At 58.7% G+C, this 17963-nt stretch carries 15 protein-coding genes; 7 read left to right on the top strand and 8 right to left on the bottom strand.

Annotated elements, in window-relative coordinates; translation table 11 throughout:
* Positions 1-17: 17 nt before the first annotated feature.
* A complete protein-coding gene (locus HRR99_RS14035) occupies positions 18-1310 on the bottom strand; it encodes an MFS transporter (protein ID WP_233122164.1) in 1293 nt (430 codons plus the stop codon).
* A gap of 438 nt (positions 1311-1748) precedes the next feature.
* Here HRR99_RS14035 and leuC point away from each other — a divergent pair, with 438 nt between their 5' ends.
* Positions 1749-3158 carry a 3-isopropylmalate dehydratase large subunit gene (gene leuC / locus HRR99_RS14030; RefSeq protein ID WP_233122163.1) on the top strand — a complete coding sequence of 470 codons (1410 nt, stop codon included), beginning with the start codon at positions 1749-1751 and terminating at the stop codon, positions 3156-3158.
* A 67-nt stretch (positions 3159-3225) separates the two neighbouring features.
* Here leuC and HRR99_RS14025 read toward each other — a convergent pair whose 3' ends face one another.
* A complete protein-coding gene (locus HRR99_RS14025) occupies positions 3226-3774 on the bottom strand; it encodes a L,D-transpeptidase family protein (protein WP_233122162.1) in 549 nt (182 codons plus the stop codon).
* Positions 3775-3965: 191 nt separating this feature from the next.
* On the opposite strand from HRR99_RS14025, the gene HRR99_RS14020 reads away from it, so the two are divergent.
* From HRR99_RS14020 to HRR99_RS14005, 4 genes are all read left to right on the top strand, one after another.
* Positions 3966-4649 (top strand): response regulator transcription factor, encoded by a 684-nt coding sequence (locus HRR99_RS14020; RefSeq protein ID WP_112499003.1) that lies wholly within the window; start codon positions 3966-3968, stop codon positions 4647-4649.
* An 87-nt stretch (positions 4650-4736) separates the two neighbouring features.
* Positions 4737-5192, top strand: coding sequence for a cyclic nucleotide-binding domain-containing protein (locus HRR99_RS14015; RefSeq protein ID WP_233122161.1), 456 nt, complete (start codon positions 4737-4739; stop codon positions 5190-5192).
* Between the two features lie 66 nt (positions 5193-5258).
* Positions 5259-5447, top strand: a complete 189-nt coding sequence (locus HRR99_RS14010; protein ID WP_111840494.1) for a type II toxin-antitoxin system HicA family toxin — start codon at positions 5259-5261, stop codon at positions 5445-5447.
* A gap of 5 nt (positions 5448-5452) precedes the next feature.
* Positions 5453-5854: a type II toxin-antitoxin system HicB family antitoxin gene (locus tag HRR99_RS14005; RefSeq protein WP_233122160.1), complete on the top strand. Its 402-nt coding sequence runs from the start codon at positions 5453-5455 to the stop codon at positions 5852-5854.
* A gap of 8 nt (positions 5855-5862) precedes the next feature.
* Here the strand turns inward: HRR99_RS14005 and HRR99_RS14000 are convergent, their stop codons facing one another.
* The 6 genes from HRR99_RS14000 to tesB all read right to left on the bottom strand — a co-directional run bounded on the left by HRR99_RS14000 (position 5863) and on the right by tesB (position 13274).
* Positions 5863-6666: an exodeoxyribonuclease III gene (locus tag HRR99_RS14000; RefSeq protein WP_233122159.1), complete on the bottom strand. Its 804-nt coding sequence runs from the start codon at positions 6664-6666 to the stop codon at positions 5863-5865.
* 94 nt (positions 6667-6760) lie between these two features.
* Positions 6761-7426 (bottom strand): outer membrane lipoprotein carrier protein LolA, encoded by a 666-nt coding sequence (locus HRR99_RS13995; protein WP_233122158.1) that lies wholly within the window; start codon positions 7424-7426, stop codon positions 6761-6763.
* 168 nt (positions 7427-7594) lie between these two features.
* A complete protein-coding gene (locus HRR99_RS13990) occupies positions 7595-10222 on the bottom strand; it encodes a DNA translocase FtsK (protein WP_233122157.1) in 2628 nt (875 codons plus the stop codon).
* A 214-nt stretch (positions 10223-10436) separates the two neighbouring features.
* Positions 10437-11798, bottom strand: a complete 1362-nt coding sequence (locus HRR99_RS13985; protein WP_112499007.1) for an ammonium transporter — start codon at positions 11796-11798, stop codon at positions 10437-10439.
* A 28-nt stretch (positions 11799-11826) separates the two neighbouring features.
* Positions 11827-12177 carry a P-II family nitrogen regulator gene (locus tag HRR99_RS13980; protein ID WP_045230924.1) on the bottom strand — a complete coding sequence of 117 codons (351 nt, stop codon included), beginning with the start codon at positions 12175-12177 and terminating at the stop codon, positions 11827-11829.
* Between the two features lie 212 nt (positions 12178-12389).
* Entirely contained in the window at positions 12390-13274 is an 885-nt protein-coding gene (gene tesB / locus HRR99_RS13975; RefSeq protein WP_233122156.1) for an acyl-CoA thioesterase II, read from the bottom strand.
* A gap of 86 nt (positions 13275-13360) precedes the next feature.
* Between tesB and HRR99_RS13970 the strand changes: the two genes are divergently transcribed.
* Together HRR99_RS13970 and HRR99_RS13965 are read left to right on the top strand one after the other, a co-directional pair.
* Positions 13361-14575 carry a ubiquinone biosynthesis hydroxylase gene (locus HRR99_RS13970; RefSeq protein WP_233122155.1) on the top strand — a complete coding sequence of 405 codons (1215 nt, stop codon included), beginning with the start codon at positions 13361-13363 and terminating at the stop codon, positions 14573-14575.
* A gap of 319 nt (positions 14576-14894) precedes the next feature.
* Positions 14895-17963 carry a helicase-related protein gene (locus tag HRR99_RS13965; RefSeq protein ID WP_233122154.1) on the top strand — a complete coding sequence of 1023 codons (3069 nt, stop codon included), beginning with the start codon at positions 14895-14897 and terminating at the stop codon, positions 17961-17963.

The raw sequence follows: 17963 nt of genomic DNA, 5'->3' as shown, positions 1-17963 counted from the left end.
CGGCCTCGATTTTGATCTCAAGCCCGAATCGAAGCCTGTTTGGCCGCTTGTGCCGCAATCATGCGCCCGGCGATGATGACCAGAACGCCCGCGACGGCGAGGCAGGCGGCGAGGAAGAACATCGGTGCGATGGTGCTTCCCGTCTGGTCCTTGATCCAGGGAACGACGTTCTGGGCAACGAAGCCACCGAGATTGCCGACCGAGTTGATGGCGGCAAGGCCAGCGGCGGCACCGGCACCCTTCAGGAAGCGGCCCGGCAGGCTCCAGAACACCGGCTGACCCGCAAAAATACCGGCCGCGGCAATGCACAGGAATGCAAATTGCAGAACTGGCATCGTCACCAGCGCCGACATCAGCAGGCAGAACGCGCCGATGAAAGCCGGACCGACAATGTAAGGCGTCTTGTTTTCAGCACGGTCGGCAGCTGCTGGGATGACGTAGAGCGCAACGGCGACCACGATCCATGGAATGATGTTGATGAAGCCGTTGGTGGTGTTGGAAACGCCGAACCCCTTGACGATGGTCGGTAGCCAGTAGCTGAGGCCATAGGCGGCCAGCGGAAAGCCGACGAAGCACAGAGACATGAACAAGACTTGCGGATTGATCAGCGCTCGAAAACCGTTTTCGGCATGTTCTTCCATGTCGGAGTTTTCGGAGGCGATCCGGTTCTTCAACCAGTCCTTTTCCTCCTGGTTCAGGAACGTCGCCTTTTCAGGCGTGTCGTCTAGATAGAAGATCGTGAAGATACCAGCGATGACAGCCGGAACGCCTGTGGCGAGAAACACCCATTCCCAGCCCGCGTAACCGAACAGACCGTCGAGATCGAGAAGCATGCCGCCCAGCGGAGCGCCTACGGCATTGGCCAGTGCGCTGAAGATCATGAACAGCCCGACCATCCGTCCGCGATAATCGCGCGGGAACCAAAGGGTCAGCAGATAGAGAACGCCGGGAAAGAACCCTGCTTCGCAGGCACCCAACAGAAAGCGCAGAATGTAGAACATCGTCTGGCTGCTGGTATAGGCCAGCGCAATCGTCACCAGACCCCAGGAAATGATGATGCGCGCAAACCAGCGGCTGGCTCCGAACCGCGTGAGCAGCAGGTTGCTGGGCACTTCGAAGATGAAGTAGCCGATGAAGAACAGCGATGCGCCGAGGCCATAGGCATATTCGCTGAGACCCAGATCGCCCACCATCTGCAACTTCGCGAAGCTGACGTTCTGGCGATCGATATAGGCAATGAGGTAAAGAAGCCCGAGAAACGGCATAAGCCGCCACGTGATTTTCGAAATGAGTGCTTTTTCAGATACCAAGATGTATCCTCCCTTCAGCCGCAATGACATGCAGCCGCTGTACGATGAAGACCCCCAAGCCGTTCACGCATGCGTTATTGCGCCGTGAACTGGGCATTGCGCAAGTGCTAACGCATGAAACGGTGATTTTATCCCTCGGCTTGATTTTGCCGTCCTTCTCTTTGCAGTTCGGGCCCTGTTCGAGACCATTTCCGGGCTGAAGACGATATTGCCGACAAAAAACCGATCTGCTATGAGAGAGGCATGGGATCGAAATTCGGATGTCTCGCGCAAAATGTTTTCGTGCTGCAGGATCACAAGCGTCTGCCGGCACGCTTCTTCGCGCATATTTCCGGCGCGCTGAACAGTCGACTTACGTTCGCCTGACAGCTTCCCGCACAGGCTGTCAGCCTTTTTGCGAACCCGTTTCTTTTCCTTTCACATTCAATGGATATCGCCATGAGCAATCCTCGCACACTCTATGATAAAATTTGGGACGACCACGTCATCAACCGCGATCCCGACGGAACCTGTCTTCTCTACATCGACCGTCACCTGGTGCATGAGGTGACGAGCCCGCAGGCCTTTGAAGGTTTGCGCATGGCCGGTCGTCCCGTGCACTCGCCAACCCGCACGCTGGCGGTTGTCGACCACAATGTGCCGACCACGGCTGACCGTGTTGAAGGGATCAAGAACGAGGAAAGCCGCATTCAGGTGGAAGCGCTTGCCCACAATGCTGCGGAATTCGGCGTCGAGTATTATTCCGAGCGCGACAAGCGGCAGGGCATCGTCCACATTGTCGGGCCGGAGCAGGGCTTTACGCTGCCCGGCATGACTATCGTTTGCGGTGACAGCCATACGTCGACCCACGGTGCCTTCGGCGCCTTGGCGCACGGCATCGGCACGTCCGAGGTGGAGCATGTTCTTGCAACGCAGACGTTGATCCAGAAAAAGGCCAAGAACATGCTGGTGCGTGTGGATGGCAAGGTACCGAACGGTGTGACGGCCAAGGATGTCATTCTGGCGATCATCGGCGAGATCGGCACGGCTGGCGGTACGGGCCATGTCATCGAATTTGCCGGTGAGGCGATCCGCTCGCTCTCCATGGAAGGCCGCATGACGGTCTGCAACATGACCATCGAGGGCGGTGCGCGCGCTGGCCTTATCGCGCCTGACGAAACGACCTTTGAATATATCAAGGGCAAGCCACGTTCGCCGACCGGCGAAACACTGGAGCAGGCCATCGCCTACTGGAAGACGCTGAAATCGGACGAGGGAGCACATTACGACAAGGTTGTGGTGCTGGACGCTGCCAATCTGCCGCCGATCGTGTCCTGGGGCTCTTCGCCGGAAGATGTCGTTTCCGTACAGGGTATCGTTCCCGACCCGGAAGGGATTGCCGATGAAAACAAGCGTACATCCAAGTATCGCGCACTTGATTACATGGGCCTGAAGCCGGGCACCAAGATCACGGATATCGCCATCGACCGCGTGTTTATCGGCTCCTGCACCAATGGGCGCATCGAGGATTTGCGGGCGGCGGCGAAGGTTGTCGAAGGCCGCAAAGTCGCGCCAACCGTATCGGCCATGATCGTTCCCGGCTCCGGGCTGGTGAAGGAGCAGGCGGAAAAGGAAGGTCTCGACAGGATTTTCCTCGACGCAGGCTTCGAATGGCGCGAGCCGGGCTGTTCCATGTGTCTGGCGATGAACGATGATCGGCTGGGTCCGGGCGAACGCTGCGCTTCGACTTCCAACCGCAACTTCGAGGGCCGTCAGGGCCACAAGGGCCGGACGCATCTCGTGTCCCCGGCGATGGCTGCAGCCGCTGCCATTGCGGGCCACTTCGTTGACGTGCGCGACTGGGCGTAGGTGTATTGCTGATGTGAAAGGCCGGAGCCCGTCTCGCGTTTCGGCCTTTTATTGACGTTTGATACGGTCAGCGAACTTCGATCTTTCTGCCTTTTTGCAAAAAGGGCAGGATACGGCGCATGTCTCTGGGGTGGAGCGCCACGCATCCGGCGGTCGGTTCATAGCCGGGGCGGATCATGTGCATGAAAATGGCCGACCCCCGATTGCGCCGCCGCGACGTGATGTTCCAATCCAGCACCAGACAGACATCGTAGAGCCCATCCTGCCGTTGTAGTTCTTCATGGCTGGGTTTGAAAGGCGCTTTCACCAGCTTGTTGTAATTGGGGTCAGAGGCGGCATCGCACCATAGCAGGGTTCTTCGTATGCGATGCATCGTAAGCGGTGTATTGATGGCGCCTGTCCGCTCGCCACGGTGAAAACCGTAGAGCAGGTTCATCGTCGTGATCGGGGTCTTCCCGTCGCTCTCGCGTTTGATTGCCGTGCGACCATTGCGACCGATTGCCGCCGGAAAAACCAGATGACCGAGTTGCACAAGCGCGCGGCTTTTGAGGCGCGGCGCGGGGCGAACCACGATTTTTGGCAGGGAATTCTGCGCTTTTTTCACGTTCTTTGGCATCGTTCTCACGAGATTTTGCTTTGCAGGTGTGCCACGTGACGTCATAGCACCGCGTTATGTGATGACCAAGGGTTGACGTAGCGATGTCAAACCGCTGAATTGGTTCATGAAAGCGAAAGGCATGTCGCCGCTCTAACCGGCAAACACATTTGCGCGACGTGTCTCGACAAAAGGAAAGGCTGAGATATCCCATGACGGCCCGCACACTTCTTCTGGTGGATGACGACGACGACCTGCGTGAAACACTTGCCGAGCAACTGTCCCCCTACGACGAATTCTCGCTTCTGACAGGAGCCAACGCCAATGCTGCAATCCAGACCGCAAAATCGACGCAGGTCGATTTGCTGATCATGGATGTCGGTCTACCCGACATGGATGGGCGCGAGGCCGTGAAGCTGATGCGCAAGAACGGCTTCAAATCGCCGATCATCATGCTGACGGGGCACGACACCGATTCCGACACGATTCTCGGTTTGGAAGCTGGCGCGAATGATTATGTGACGAAGCCGTTCCGCTTCGCGGTTCTTCTGGCGCGGATCCGTGCGCAGTTGCGCCAGTACGAACAGAGCGAAGACGCCGTGTTCACGGTCGGGCCATATCAGTTCAAGCCGAGCCAGAAGCTTCTGACCACCGAGGACGGCAAGAAAATCCGTCTGACGGAAAAGGAAGCGGCAATTATCCGCTATCTCTACCGCGCCGGAAGCGCGGTCGTGACGCGCGACGTGCTGCTAGAAGAGGTCTGGGGCTATAATTCCGGTGTCACCACCCACACGCTTGAGACCCATGTGTACCGCCTTCGCCAGAAAATCGAGCGCGATCCATCCAATGCCGAGTTGCTCGTGACGGAGAATGGCGGCTACAAGATTGTGCCGTAACGGAAAATCTGGTGGTGCGGCCCTTGTCTTGGCCGCGCCATTGTTCGAAAACCGTTTCTGCGACACGATTTCAGGGTTTCGAACGCGATGGCACTCAACGACGACATCCAGCTTCTGGCCAAGGTGCCTCTGTTTCAGGGGTTCAACGATGACCAGCTGCGGCTGATTGCATTCGGGGCCGAGCGCCGCAAGATTGCCGAGGGGCAAGCGCTTTTCAGAGAACATTCGCCCGCCGAATGCGCCTTCGTCATTGCCCGCGGCGGCTTCGATCTCTACGCCACCGGGCGCGGCAGCAAGGCAGAACTCCAGGCGAAAACCACGGCTGGCACCCTGCTTTCGGAACTCGCGCTCTTCACCCTGTGCGAACGCAAGTACACAGCAGTGGCGACAGAGGATTCCGAAGTCATCCGCATCACCCGTATTCTTTTCCACCGCATGATCGAAGAATTCCCTGACGTGGCCGACGTCGTCATGACCCGTATCAGAGACAATATCGCAGCACTGTCTTCAGGTGCGACGGCCATGCAGGGGCGGTTTTCGTAGAGCGGATTTCCAGCGGCTGACCCCAAGATAATTGACATCAAGATAAATTTGTGTGTATTTATACACATGCGAAGTGGCGACGTGATATCTGCATTGAGAGCGGCGGGTTGGTATGAAGTGGCCACCAAGGGTAGCCACGTCCAGTTCAAGCATACCAGTCTGCCGGGTCGCGTGACTGTCCCTCATCCTAAACGAGATTTACCGGTCGGCACTCTCAAAAGCATCGAGAAGCAGTCGGGTTTGAAACTGAGGTAATCATCATGCGCAACTACATTGGACTGATCCATAAGGACGATGACAGTGACTTCGGCGTTTCCTTTCCGGATTTTGCCGGTGTCGTGACTGCCGGCTCCGATCTTGATGACGCGAGGCAGATGGCCGAAGAGGCGCTTACCCTTCATGTTGAAGGAATGGTGGAGGATGGAGAGGCTATTCCCGAACCATCAAGTCTGGATGCTATCATGGCGGATCCCGACAATCGGGACGCCGTTGCCATTCTTGTGTCTGTCAAAATCGAGAGCAAGAAGGCGATCCGATTGAATATCACGCTTCCCGAAGATGTATTGAAAGAGATCGATACTTATGCGCAGGCCCACGGCCTTACACGTTCCGGCTTTCTTGCGCGTGCCGCGAAGCATGAGATAGCATCGTCTCCTTCCTAGTTGCGGACCTAGAACTTGAAATGCGCCGTCACGGGGACATGGTCTGACGGTCGGTTCCAGCCTCGGGCTTCGCGCAGGATGTCGATGCGGTCCAGCGATGGGCCGAGGTCTTGAGAGGACCAGATGTGGTCGAGGCGGCGACCACGATCGGCGGCTTCCCAGTCCTTGGCGCGGTAGCTCCACCAGGTGTAGATTTTCTCGGTGTCGGGAACGTTCAGGCGCATCAGGTCGAGCCAGTTGCCCTTCTTCATGATGTCCAGCAGACCTTCCGTCTCGACTGGCGTGTGGCTGACGATTTTCAGAAGCTGCTTGTGCGACCAGACGTCGTTTTCGAGCGGAGCGATGTTGAGGTCACCGACGAGGATGGACGACGTGCCCGGCACGCTGTCTGCGCTGAGAGCCTTCATTTCCTCGATGAAATCGAGCTTGTGGCCGAACTTGGGATTGATCGAGCGATCCGGTTCGTCGCCGCCTGCCGGAACATAGAAATTGTGAAGCCGAATGCGCCTGTTGCCAACCTGGACGATGCCGGAAATGTGACGGGCATCTCCAATGCCGCAATAATCCTGCCGATGATCTTCGATTAGAGGGAGCTTCGATGCAATGGCAACGCCGTGATAGCCCTTCTGGCCGTGAATAATGATGTGCTCATATCCGAGGGCCTTAAGAGGCTTTAGTGGAAACTCACCATTCGGGCATTTGGTTTCCTGCAGGCAAAGGACATCCGGTTGGTAACGCACCAGAAACTGCTCCACGATCGGCATGCGCAGGCGCACCGAATTGATGTTCCAGGTGGTTATCGAGAATGTCATGCTGTCCGGCTCCGCTCATCCTTTGGAAAGGTGAGGCAGGCTTATAACATCGCTGCAGAAACGGGAATCGTTTTCTGGTGTCGAACCCCGGAGATCAGCCCCGGCTGCGGACTTCCTCGTAATTGATCGCGAAAACCTTGTCGTCGAGGGCCACGCCGGTCTGGACGTTGAAAATCATGACCGTCGTGTCCTTGTTCTGTGCATCTGTGGTCGTCCACTGGCGCAGATCAAAGGTTTTTGGGTCGAACATCAGCGTGATGGTGGAATCGCCGAAGACGCTTTTATCACCCAGAACGATGGTGGTGAGATCAGACTCTTCCTTCACGTCGCGAACCTTGCGGTTTCCAAGGTCGATCTTGTCGGCCAGAAGCAGGCTGAGTGGCGTCTTGGACAGCGGGTACAGATCCCAGGTCTTCAGCTTGTTGTTGCCGATGACGACGTTTCTGCCGTCGGAAATGACACGCATCGGCGACGGGTCTTCGTAGTTGAAGCGAAGCTTGCCGGGGCGGGCGATGTAGAATTTTCCACCGGTCTGCTCACCGCGCGGGCCGAACTGCACGAACTCGCCCATCATGGTTTTGACGGAGGAAAAATGGTTGGCGATTTTCTGCGCGGTGGCATCCGCCTGCGCGAACGCAGACATGGGCTGAAGCGCTGCAAAAGCTGCCGTTGCAGAAAACAGGGTCATGACGCCACGTCGGGTCATCTGGCTTTCAAGGCCATTTGACTGGGCTGATACGACCGGGGTATTCTTCTTCATTCTTTTCTCCTTCATCGCATCCGTTTGCCAAAAAAACGCGGCGGCTTCATGACTTCGCTTCGCGTCTGCTATAACGCCAAAATCACACCTTGGTTGCTGATATTTGCGTGAGGCAATGCGGTATTCAGAAACCGGCTTCGCGACGTTTGTCCGAACCCTGTCGCGCTATCAGTCACTCTCGGTCGGCACCAGGATTTCCCGTTTGCCCGCGTGGTTGGCCGGGCCGATGATGCCCTCCTGCTCCATGCGCTCGATCAGTGATGCGGCACGGTTGTAACCGATGCCGAGACGGCGCTGTACGTAGGAGGTAGAGGCCTTTCCATCCCGAAGCACGACGGCGACCGCCTGATCATAGGGGTCTTCCGAATCGGCCATATTGCCCGTTCCTGCGGGGCCGCCGCCATCTTCCTCGTCATCTTCTTCGGTCACGGCCTCAAGGTACTCGGGCGAGCCTTGCGTCTTAAGGTAGGAGACGATTTCCTCGACTTCGTTGTCGGCAACGAAAGGACCGTGAACGCGTTGGATGCGTCCGCCGCCAGCCATATAGAGCATGTCGCCCATGCCCAGAAGCTGCTCGGCGCCCTGCTCGCCCAGAATAGTGCGGCTGTCGATCTTTGAGGTGACCTGGAAGGATATACGGGTCGGGAAGTTGGCCTTGATGGTACCGGTGATGACGTCCACCGACGGGCGCTGGGTGGCCATGATGACGTGGATGCCAGCCGCACGCGCCATCTGTGCTAGACGCTGGACCGCGCCTTCGATGTCCTTGCCGGCAACCATCATCAGGTCGGCCATTTCGTCGATGATGACGACGATGTAGGGCAGGGGCTTCAGGTCGAATTCTTCGGTCTCGTACATGGCCTCGCCGGTCTGGCGGTCAAAGCCCGTTTGCACGGTGCGGGTCAGTACCTCGCCCTTGTCGAGCGCCTGCTGGACACGGGTGTTGAAGCCATCGATGTTGCGCACACCGATCTTGGACATCTTCTTGTAGCGCTCTTCCATCTCGCGCACGGTCCATTTCAGCGCAACGACGGCCTTCTTCGGATCGGTGACTACGGGCGACAGAAGATGGGGGATGCCATCGTAGATCGACAGTTCCAGCATCTTCGGGTCGATCATGATCAGGCGGCACTGTTCCGGTGTCATGTGGTACAGCAGCGACAGGATCATTGTGTTGATGGCGACAGACTTACCGGAGCCGGTGGTACCTGCGACCAGCAGATGCGGCATCTTCGCAAGGTCTGCGATCACGGCTTCGCCACCAATTGTCTTGCCCAGCGACATGGGCAGCTTGGCCTTGGTGTTTTCGAAATCGCGCGAGCCGATCAGTTCACGCAGATAAACGGTTTCGCGGGTGCGGTTCGGCAGTTCGATGCCGATGGCGTTGCGACCGGGCACGACCGCCACGCGGGCGGCGACGGCGCTCATGGAACGGGCGATATCGTCGGCAAGGCCGATGACGCGCGACGACTTGATGCCGGGTGCTGGCTCCAGTTCATAGAGCGTGACGACCGGGCCGGGGCGAACGTGGATGATTTCACCCTTGACGCCGAAGTCTTCCAGCACGCCCTCAAGCCTGCGGGCATTCTGTTCCAGCACTTCTGCGTTCAGCGTGGCGTCCCGAACGACGCTTTTCGGTTCGGCCAGAAGGTGGATGGACGGCAGTTGGAAACCATCGGGAGCGATGAAAGACCCTTGCGCATCGCGGGCGACGCGGTCGCTTGGCTTCGGGCGGGCAGGCGGGGCCGTGATGCGTGTCTGGCCCGGTGCCGGGCGCGGAGAAAACTTGGTGTCACCGGAGAGAACGCCGTCCGGCAGGGCATCGTCCTCGCTGAAGCCGTCATCATCGTCCATCGAGATGGGTGGCGGGGAGACTTCGCGGCGGGCGCGGGCTTCCGCGCGCTCTTCGAAAGAAGGTTCTGCACGCTGGTCCAGCCGGTTGATGGCGGTTTTCAGGCGCGATGGTTCGTTCAGCGTTCCGAATTCGTAATCGTTGAAGTCGTAGGGCTGCTCGAAATCGTTGCGCATGGATTTGGGCTTCAGACCGAACAGACGGCGGAAGCGGGCCTGCGTGATGTACCAGTAATGGGCAAGGGCACCGAAGGCCAGCAGGCTGCCGAAGAAGCCATCGCCTTCGTCTTCGTCTTCGTCCAGCTCCTGCACCTTGCGGGCTTTGCTTGGCGCGGAAGCCTGGGACACGATTATCTCATCGTCGTCCTCAGCCGCACCCAGCAGGCCGGAGGCAAACAGCATCAGCCAGGCTGCAGGCACCGCGAAGATGGCGCCGAGAACGGTAGCGAAGGTGCCTGTCGGATAGGCACCGATGAAGAGCGCTGGAAAGCGCAGGATCATATCGCCGATTACGCCGCCGATGCCGTTGGGAAGCGGCCATGTCAAAGGGGCGGGAAAGCAGCCGAGGGAGGCGGAGGCGATGAAGGCACCGGCGAGCCATGCAACGAGGCGGGCAGGAATGCGATTGAAACGGCGACCGGAAATCAGCATGAAGGCCCAGGCAAGCATGGGCAGCATGGCGATCAGTGCCGACAGGCCCAGAAACTGCATCATGATGTCGGCAAAGATCGCACCACTGCGGCCCAGCAGGTTCGTCGGCTCGCTGCCCGTGGCGTAGGACAGGCTCGGATCGGCGACATTCCATGTGGCCAGTGCCGTGATGCCCAGCGCCAATACGGCCAAGACCGCGAAACCGCACAACGCCATCAACTGGCGCACGACGAATGCCGTCAGTACGAAGCGGTTATCACGACCATTGAAAGTCGGAGACGTCACTCTGTCCATATGCTGAACCTGTCGTTTTTTCGTTGCTTCCGAAGTCTGACCAAACGTGGCGCAGACGGGATGACAGGGCAAAATAGCGGGAGGGAGGTTAATATGGCATTAACCATGCAGATTCAGACATGACTTAGGATGCGAAAACGAAAAAAGCCCGGCGCGAGACCGGGCTTTTTTCGTTTGAGGAGGGGGCGAGACAATCGCCCCCATCCGACAGTTCTTAAGAGTGGTAGGCTGCTTCGCCGTGCGATGCCAGATCGAGACCTTCGCGTTCGGCTTCGACGGGAACACGCAGACCGACGATGAGATCGACGACCTTGTAGAGGATCGCAGAGCCGATACCGGTCCACAGCAGGGTGACGACGACAGCCTGAACCTGAACCAGGAACTGGCCGCTCATCGTCTGTTCGCCTGCGTAACCAATGCCGCCGAGCGATGCGCTTGCGAAGATGCCGGTTGCGAGCGCGCCGAAGATGCCGCCCACGCCGTGAACGCCGAAGACGTCTGCCGTGTCGTCATAGCCGAACTTGTTCTTCACCACGGAGACGAAGAAGTAGCAAAGTGGCGATACGATCGCGCCCATGACGATGGCGCCCATGGGGCCAACGATACCGGCTGCCGGTGTGATGGCAACCAGACCGGCGATCATGCCGGATGCTGCGCCCAGCATGGAAGCCTTGCCGCGTGTGAAAGTCTCGACCAGGCACCACGACAGGATGGCTGCTGCCGTCGCAACGAAGGTGTTGACGGTTGCAAGCATCGCGCCGCTGGAGGCTTCGAGGTTGGAACCGGCGTTGAAGCCGAACCAGCCAACCCAGAGCATGGCTGCACCGACATAGGTTAGCGTCATGGAGTGAGGGGCCATCATGTCCTTGCCGAAGCCGGTACGCTTGCCAACCATGATCGCGCCGATAAGACCGGCAACACCGGCGTTGATGTGAACGACCGTGCCGCCAGCGAAGTCGAGAGCGCCGAGACCGAAGAGGTAGCCCTTTGCGTCCCAGACCATGTGAGCGATCGGGAAGTAGACGAACGTCACCCAGAGGATGCAGAACAGGATGGAGGCGGAGAACTTGATACGCTCGGCAAAGGCACCGATGATCAGTGCCGGTGTGATGGCGGCAAAGGTCATCTGGAACATCACGAAGATGAATTCAGGAATGACGACGCCCTGCGAGAAGGTCGCAGCCGTGCTGTCCTTGGTGACGCCGGACAGGAACATCTTGGCGAAGCCACCGAAGAACGGGCTTTCGGAACCGCCGAAGGCGAAGGAATAACCATAGATGACCCAGATGATCATGACAGACGCGGCGATGACCGTGCACTGCATCAGGACGGACAGCATGTTCTTGCTGCGAACCAGACCACCATAAAACAGTCCGAGACCCGGGATGATCATGAACAGCACCAGGATGGTGGCGAGGAACATGAATGCGGTGTCGGCCTTTTCAGGAACCGGGGCTGCGGCAGCAGCAGCGGCAACCGGGGCAGCGGCGTCCTGCGCGAAGGCTGCAATCGGGGCCAGAAGGGCCGCCGCACTGGCGCCGAGCGCGCTGAGTGTGGAAATCTTGTTGAATTGCATGGTTTGAAAACTCCCCTGTCAGGCGTGCTTAAAGCGCTTCTGTGTTTGTTTCGCCGGTACGGATGCGCACGGCCTGTTCGATCGAGTAGACGAAAATCTTGCCATCACCGATCTGGCCCGTCTTGGCGGAGGATGCGATGGCCTCGACGGCCTTTTCCACGAGATCCGAAGCGACGGCGATCTCGATCTTCAACTTGGGAAGAAAGCTGACCGCGTATTCGGTGCCGCGATAAATTTCGGTATGTCCCTTCTGGCGTCCGTAACCCTTCACCTCGGTCACGGTCAGGCCCTGGATGCCGACAGCTGTCAGTGCTTCGCGCACTTCGTCCAGCTTGAACGGCTTGATAATGGCCATCACAATTTTCATCTGGTTTCCCATCCTTTGTTTGCCTCGGCGCAGAGCCGACATGTCCCGACGCTGGCAGATCAACAACAGCGACTGCACCTGTACATTCAAGGCGCGTGCCAGTTTGATGGTGTTTTGATAAGCTATTGAAAAATAATGGATTTAATAAATAAGTCTGTAAAATAGGCACACAAATATGCAAGCCGCGCTCAAGAAGCGGGCAAAAAAATAAAAATGACTATTATTTAATCATTTGCCAATTTGCGGATCAGGCCTTCCTGCGCCATGGACGCGACCAGAATGCCATCGCGCGTAAACAGGTTGCCGCGCGTGAGCCCGCGAGCTCCTGACGCGCTGGGGCTATCCTGTGTGTACAGCAGCCAGTCATCCAGTTTGCAGGGGCGATGAAACCACATGGCGTGATCGAGGCTGGCAGCCTGAACGGCAGGGTCGAAGATCGTGGTGCCGTGGGCGTAGAGTGAGGTGTCCAGCAGGGTCATATCGGAGAGATAGGCCAGAACGGCGGCCTGGTAATGCCGGTCGGCGGGCACGTCGCCGACCGCACGCACCCATACGTTTTGATGGGGCTCGAGCTTTTCCTTGGAAATGTAATGGGTGAGCGAGACGGGCCTGATCTCGATCGGGCGTTTGTTTTCCCAATATTTCCTGATGGCAGGCGGTGCCTTGGCGAGGAAGGCATCGCGCATCTGCTCTTCGCTCATCAACTGCTCCGGCTGCGGCACGTCTGGAATTTGCGCCTGATGGTCGAAGCCGCCTTCGTCGATCTGGAATGATGCCGACATGGAGAAAATAGCGTGGCCGTGCTGAATGGCGACGATGCGGCGTGTGGCAAAGCTTGCGCCGTCGCGGATGCGGTCGACCTGATAGATGATCGGCACCTTGGGGTCGCCGGGCCGCATGAAATAGGCGTGTAGGGAGTGGACGAAGCGGTCCTCCCCCACCGTGCGCTGCGCCGCCATCAAGGCCTGCGCGATGACCTGACCCCCGAACACGCGCTGCCAGCCGACCTGCGGACTGGTGCCCCGAAACAGGTTTTCCTCAAGCTTTTCCAGATCGAGCGTGGAAATGAGGTTTTGCAGCGGAGCTGTATTTTCGAGAGGGCGCGACATTTTCGACATGCTCCGGCTGTAGGAAGACCTAAATGGATGGTCTATAGTGCAGACGTGAGATTCACAAGAATGCGGGAGTGGTCGTGATGCTGGATGTTGTTGTTGCAGGCGGCGGATATGTGGGCCTGAGCGTTGCCGTGGCCATCAAGCAGGCTGCGCCCCATCTGGCTGTGCAGGTGATCGAAGCCGCACCGGAACACGTCTGGAAGAAGGATATGCGCGCCTCCGCCATCATCGCGGCAGCGACGCGGATGCTTGATGTCTTCGGCATATGGCAGGAACTGCTGCCAGAGGCGCAGCCGATCAACAAGATGATCGTGACCGATTCGAAAACATCCGATCCCGTGCGCCCGGTGTTTCTGACCTTCGACGGGGATGTGGCGGAGGGCCAGCCCTTTGCCCATATGATTCCCAATGTCGCTATGGTGGGTGCGTTGCGTGGCGTCTGCGAACGGCTGGGTATCGAGATTCGCCATGGTTTGAGCGTATCGGGTTTCGAGCCCGGTCCACAGAGCAATCTCATTGCTCTCTCTGACGGTTCATCCCTTGAGACGCCTCTGCTGGTGGCGTGTGACGGTGTGCGTTCGGCGCTGCGCGACATGGCCGGTATCAAGACCGTGCACTGGGCTTACGACCAGTCGGGCATCGTGACGACGGTGGAGCATGAGCGTCCACACAATGGCTGCGCCGAAGAGCATTTCCTACCGTCCGGCCCCTTTGCCATCTTGCCGCTGAAAGGCAATCGCTCCTCGCTCGTCTGGACGGAGCGAACCGCGGATGCCGACCGTCTGGTGGCGTCCGACGATCTGGTATTCGAGGAGGAGCTGGAACGCCGTTTTGGCCACAAGTTGGGAACCGTGAAGCCTGTCGGTCCACGGCGGGCCTTTCCGCTGGGCCTAACGCTTGCCCGAGCCTTCGTGGCGCCGCGTCTGGCGCTCGCAGGCGATGCGGCGCACGGTATTCACCCGATTTCGGGCCAGGGGCTCAATCTCGGTTTCAAGGATGTGGCAGCGCTTGCCGAAACCATCGTCGACGCGGATCGCCTCGGCCTCGACATCGGTTCGCTGAACGTGCTGGAGCGCTACCAGTCTTGGCGGCGGTTCGACACGGTGCGGATGGGCATCACCACCGATGTGCTGAACCGGCTGTTCTCCAACGATGTCGGGCCGATCAGGATCGCCCGCGATTTCGGCCTGGGGCTCGTGGACCGGATTCCCGGCCTCAAGTCCTATTTCATCGGCCAAGCGGCGGGAACGGCGGATAAGGACGGGCCGCGATTGCTGGCTGGCCAACCGCTCTAATGTGACAAAAGCCCGGAACGACACGATTCACGATCTTGTAGAGCGGAGAGTTGCTGCTGCCCAGATATAGCCGTGAACAAAAGCTGAATCATACGGAGTCAGCGATTCGTCGCTGATTCGTTCGCAGCCTGTTCCGAATCGCTCTCGTCAGTGTTTATGACGCAAAAATCGGCGCAATTTCAGGTTTTATCCAATCCTTCCTTGCCTTTGACCTTTGCGATTGCCATGTGTGGTGGAAGACGCGGGCGGATATGTTTCGAGTGCGTTGTAAAACAGTCAGTTAGTCGATTTCACGGATAGTACGTTGAATTTTCGCCCCATGCTCTTGAGCGGCCGCGGTGTTACGGCCGTTCTTGGACCCACCAATACCGGCAAGACGCATTATGCCATCGAACGGATGGTCGCGCATGGCAACGGTGTCATCGGCCTGCCGCTTCGTCTGCTGGCCCGTGAGGTCTATACGAGGCTGGTGGAAAAGGTGGGTGCGCCGAACGTGGCGCTGATTACCGGCGAAGAAAAGATTTCCCCTCCCAAGGCCAAATATTCCGTCTGTACCGTGGAAGCGATGCCGCGCGAAACGACTGCGGCCTTCGTTGCCATCGATGAGGTGCAGTTGGCGGGCGATCTGGAGCGCGGCCATATCTTCACCGACCGCATCTTGAATCTGCGCGGGCGGGAAGAAACGCTGCTGCTGGGTGCGGGCACCATGCGGCCCATTCTGGAAAAGCTGCTTCCCGGCATCGTCGTGGTCGAGCGGCCAAGACTGTCGCAGCTGTTTTATGCGGGACAAAAGAAGATCACCCGCCTGCCGCGACGCACGGCCATCGTCGCCTTTTCCGCCGACGAGGTCTATGCGATTGCCGAACTGGTGCGCCGTCAGCGCGGTGGTGCCGCTGTCGTACTCGGTGCGCTTTCACCGCGCACACGCAATGCGCAGGTCGGTCTCTATCAAAATGGCGATGTCGAATATCTGATCGCAACTGATGCCATCGGCATGGGGCTCAACCTCGATGTCGATCACGTTGCTTTTGCGCAGGATCGAAAGTTCGACGGCTATCAGTTCCGCAATCTCAACCCCGGTGAGATGGGCCAGATTGCGGGCCGTGCCGGACGTCATTTGCGCGACGGCACGTTTGGTGTGACCGGTCAGGTCGATCCTCTCGATGACGAACTTGTCGAGCGGGTCGAATCGCACCAGTTCGATTCGGTCAAAGTGCTGCAATGGCGCACCAAGAACTTCGATTTCTCCTCCATCGCCAATTTGCGTGGAAGTCTGGATGCCGCCCCGACCATTCAGGGTCTGGCGCGCGCGCTGCCGGCTATCGACCAGCAGGCGCTGGAACATCTGTCGCGTTATCCCGAAATTGTCGACATTACCTCTAACGCCGAGCGGGTCGAAAAGCTGTGGGAGGCCTGCGCTTTGCCGGATTTTCGCCGCATCGCGCCCGCCCAGCATGCCGACCTGATTTCGACGCTCTATTTCGACCTCGTCAAACACGGGGCCGTCAACGAGGACTTCATGGCCGAACAGGTGCGGCGGGCGGACCGCACCGACGGTGAGATCGATACGCTTTCTGCAAGGATTGCGCAGATCAGAACATGGACGTATGTATCAAACCGCCCAGGATGGCTTGCCGATCCGACACACTGGCAAGAAAAGACTCGGGAAATCGAAGATCGATTGTCCGATGCTCTACATGAAAGGTTGACGAAACGCTTTGTTGATCGCAGGACATCTGTGCTCATGAGGCGCCTAAGAGAGAATGCGATGCTTGAAGCTGAAATCAGTGTGAATGGTGATGTCTTTGTTGAAGGACATCATGTCGGCCAGTTGGCGGGTTTCCGGTTTACACCGGTAGCCGGAGCCGAGGGGCCAGATGCCAAGGCTGTGCAAGGAGCAGCGCAGAAGGCGCTTGCGCTGGAATATGAGGCGCGTGCTGCGCGTCTGCACGCCAGCGGCAATGGCGACCTTGCCTTGGGCTCCGATGGGACGGTGCGTTGGCTAGGCGACCCTGTCGCGCGTCTTTCGTCTGGCGATAACATCATGAAGCCGCGTGTCATCATGCTGGCCGACGAACTGTTGAGCGGCAATGCCCGCGATCACGCCGTTGCCCGCGTCGAGCGATTCGTAAACCACCAGATCGCAACCGTGCTGAAGCCTCTGGACGATATTTCCCGCGCCGAAGATCTTCAGGGTTTGGCGAAGGGCTTGGCGTTCCAGCTCGTTGAAAATCTCGGTGTTCTCTTCCGTCGCGACGTGACCGAAGAGGTCAAGACGCTTGATCAGGATGCGCGCGCCTCCATGCGCCGCTATGGCATTCGCTTCGGCGCCTATCACGTGTTCCTGCCAGCGCTGCTCAAGCCTGCTCCGGCAGAGCTTGTAACGCTGCTCTGGGCGCTAAAGAACGATGGTCTCGGAAAGCCAGGTTACGGCGATCTCATTCCGGTTCTGGCCGCCGGTCGTACATCCGTTGTCACCGACAGCAGCTATGAGCGCATGTTCTACAAGCTCGCAGGCTTCCGCTTCCTCGGCAAGCGTGCCGTGCGTATCGACATTCTCGAGCGTCTGGCCGATCTTATTCGCCCGCTGTTGCAGTGGAAGCCCGGCACGCAGCCGCGCCCGGAAGGTGCCTATGATGGCCGTCGCTTCACCACGACGACCGCGATGCTCTCCATTCTCGGTGCGACGCTCGACGACATGGAAGAGATCCTCAAGGGCCTTGGCTACCGCGCCGATCAGGTGAGCGCCGAAGAGGCTGCGGCTTTCCTTGGCCAGAGCGGCGATGCTTCGAAGGTTGAAGCGACGACCGAGGCTGCACCTGCCGAAGAGACCGCTTCGCATGATGACGCCGATGCCGAGGTTGCGACCGAGACGCCTGCTGCTTCCGACGCCGTTGCCGAAGCGCCAGCAGAGGTAAAGGCCGAAGATGCTCCGGCAGAGACGGCAGTGGAACCTGCGGCTGAGGCAGCGCCTGCCGAAGTCGCGGAGCCCAAGCCGGTTCTTCTGTGGCGTCCCGGTGGTCGCAATGACAACCAGCGCACCGACAATCGCCGTCCGGGCAATCGTGGCGGTGAAAACCGGGGCGAGCGTCGCACCGAAGGTGGCGAAGAGCGCCCGGGTCAGCCGCGTGGCAATGCCAACCGAGACGGTGATCGTAAGCGTGATGGCGAGCGCAAGCGTGAAGGTGGTCGTCCCGGTAACAACGGCAACCGCAACGAGCGTCCTGACCGTGGCGAGCGCAAGGATCGGCCAGAGCGCAACGACCGTGGCGGCAAGCCGCAGGGTCAGCAGCGTTTTGAAGCCAAGCCACCGCGCAAGGAAAAGCCTATGGATCCGGATTCGCCTTTCGCCAAGCTCGCTGCGCTCAAGGAGCAGTTGAAGAAGTAA

It is taken from the genome of Agrobacterium vaccinii, from assembly GCF_021310995.1.
Lineage (GTDB): Bacteria > Pseudomonadota > Alphaproteobacteria > Rhizobiales > Rhizobiaceae > Agrobacterium > Agrobacterium vaccinii.
This window is presented reverse-complemented; position numbering and strand designations above follow the sequence as displayed.